Annotated in this window: 3 protein-coding genes; all 3 read left to right on the top strand. The window is 60.7% G+C overall.

Translation table 11 applies throughout. The features are described from left to right. The coding region (gene tcuA, locus Q0341_RS08720) for an FAD-dependent tricarballylate dehydrogenase TcuA (protein WP_299512201.1) at positions 1 to 935 on the top strand (935 nt) is incomplete at its 5' end. Then, the gene (gene tcuB, locus Q0341_RS08715) at positions 922 to 2,094 is read left to right on the top strand and encodes a tricarballylate utilization 4Fe-4S protein TcuB (RefSeq protein WP_299512199.1); all 1,173 of its coding nucleotides are present in this window, start codon (positions 922 to 924) and stop codon (positions 2,092 to 2,094) included. The genes tcuA and tcuB, both read left to right, overlap by 14 nt. Position 2,095: 1 nt before the next feature. Beyond that, positions 2,096 to 2,600 (top strand): PrpF domain-containing protein (locus Q0341_RS08710; protein ID WP_299512197.1); only part of this gene is annotated, 505 nt, incomplete at its 3' end.

The following is a 2,600-nucleotide window of genomic DNA, read 5'->3' as shown; positions in this document are numbered from 1 at the left end:
CCAAAGGCCCGGATGGACGTGTGCGTTCCGAGCGCATCACGGCCCGCGCCTGTGTGCTGGCGGCTGGCGGCTTCGAGTCGAACCGCGACTGGCTGCGCGAAGCCTGGGGCACCAATGAGCGGGGCGAAACCCCATCGGACAACTTCTTGATTCGCGGCACCCAATTCAACCAAGGGGTGCTGCTGCGCCACCTGCTGAACGACCACGGGGCAGATTCGATTGGCGACCCCACGCAAGCCCACATGGTGGCCATTGATGCCCGTGCGCCGCTGTATGACGGTGGCATTTGCACCCGCATCGACTGCGTCTCACTGGGCGTGGTGGTGAACAGGGATGCCCAGCGTTTTTACGACGAAGGCGAAGACTTCTGGCCCAAGCGTTACGCCATCTGGGGTCGCCTGGTAGCCACGCAACCGGGCCAAACGGCTTATTCGATCATTGATGCCAAAGCCATTGGCCGCTTCATGCCGCCGGTGTTTCCCGGGGTCAAGGCCAATACCCTGAAAGAGCTGGCCGACCAACTTGGCCTGGACAGCAACACCTTCATGCAAACGCTCAATGACTACAACAACGCCTGCCAAGCTGGCACGTTTGACCACACGGCGCTGGATAACTGCTACACGCAAGGCATCTTGCCCTCCAAAACCCATTGGGCCAGGCCTATCGACACCGCGCCGTTTTACGCTTACGCGCTGCGCCCAGGTGTCACCTTTACCTACCTCAGTCTCAAGACCGATGAAACGTCCGCCGTGCGCTTCGGTGATGTACCCAGCCCCAACCTGTTTGTGGCGGGCGAAATGATGGCCGGCAACGTACTGGGCAAGGGCTACACCGCTGGGGTCGGCATGTCGATCGGCACTTCGTTTGGCCGGATTGCCGGCGCTGAAGCCGCCCGCGTCGTTAAACAACAGGGAGTGAGCCATGCAAGCGCTTGAGACCCTGATTCACGATGCCCGGCAACTCGCCGCAGGCCAAGGTGCGCCATCCCCGGAAGTGACCGAGGTGGCGCGGCAAATGCAGATCTGTAACGCCTGCCGTTACTGCGAAGGCTTTTGCGCGGTGTTCCCGGCCATGACCCGTCGGCTGGAATTTGGTCCGGCCGACATTCACTACATGGCCAACCTGTGTCACAACTGTGGCGCTTGTTTACACGCCTGCCAATACGCGCCGCCGCATGAATTTGCCGTCAATGTGCCGCAAGCCATGGCGCAAGTACGTGGCGAAACCTATGTGGCCTATGCTTGGCCTGCATCACTGGGCAAGCTGTACCAGCGCAACGGCCTGACCGTGTCACTTGCCCTGGCGGGTGGGCTGGTGCTGTTTTTGGTGTTGGCGCTCGCTTTGAACGGAAGCCTTTGGGGCGGCTCATTGCAGGGTAATTTTTACAGCTTGTTCCCGCACAACCTGCTGGTGTTGATGTTCGCTCCGGTCTTTTTGTGGGCGGTTCTGGCGCTGGGTATTGGTGTGACGCGTTTCTTGCGCGATGTGTCGCCAGCCACCACGGGGCAAGCCGTTGCCGGTGGTGATGCATTGCAAGCCACCCAGGATGTGCTCAAGCTCACCTACCTGGACGGCGGCCATGGCGATGGGTGTCACAACGAAAACGATGCCTACACCCAGTCACGTCGCCTGGCGCACCATTTGGTCTTCTATGGTTTCATGCTGTGTTTTGCGGCCACCAGCCTGGCCACGGTTTACCACTATGCCTTTGGCTGGACCGCGCCTTATGATCTGCCGAGCCTGCCCAAGTTGCTGGGCGTGGTGGGTGGTGTCAGTTTGCTGCTGGGCACGGCTGGGCTCTTCAAACTCAAGCTGACACGTCATCCGCTGCACGGTGATGCCGCCCAGAAACCGATGGATTATGGTTTTATCGCGCTGCTGTTTTTGACCAGCGCCACTGGCTTGATGCTGTGGTTGGCGCGTGGCACACCGGCCTTGGCGCTGCTGCTGGCCTTGCATCTGGGCGTGGTGATGGCCTTGTTTGCCACCTTGCCCTACGGCAAATTTTCCCATGGCATTTTCCGCACGGCATCGCTGCTCAGATACGCCATTGAAAAACGTCAGCCCAGCACCCTGGCGCTGGGAGACGACTGACATGACACTGTCAATTCCTTGCGTGCTGATGCGCGCGGGCACCTCGCGGGGTCCATTTTTCTTGCGCGACTGGTTGCCAGAGGGGGATGAAGCCCGCAACCAGGCGCTGATTGGTGCAATTGGGGCCACCGACCCGCTGCAACTCGACGGGCTTGGTGGCGGCAGCTCGCTCAACAGCAAGGTGGCCATCGTGTCCCGCTCCAGCCAGCCTGACTGCGATCTGGACTACCTGTTTGCCCAGGTCGGGGTGGGGCACCAGTCGGTGGACACGCGGCCCAATTGCGGCAACATGTTGTCGGGCGTGGTGCCATTCGCCATCGACCAGGGCCTGATCCCGGCGCAGATGGGCAGCACCACCGTGCGTGTATTCAACGTCAACACCGCATCGCGCATTGACGTGACCGTGTGCACACCCGGTGGCAAGATCACATATGAAGGTGATGCACGTATTGACGGCGTGGCCGGCACCGCTGCGCCGGTGTTGTTGAATTTTTTGGATGCTTGGG

Source organism: uncultured Limnohabitans sp. (assembly GCF_937889215.1).
In the GTDB taxonomy this organism is placed as follows: Bacteria; Pseudomonadota; Gammaproteobacteria; order Burkholderiales; family Burkholderiaceae_C; genus Limnohabitans_A.
This window is presented reverse-complemented; position numbering and strand designations above follow the sequence as displayed.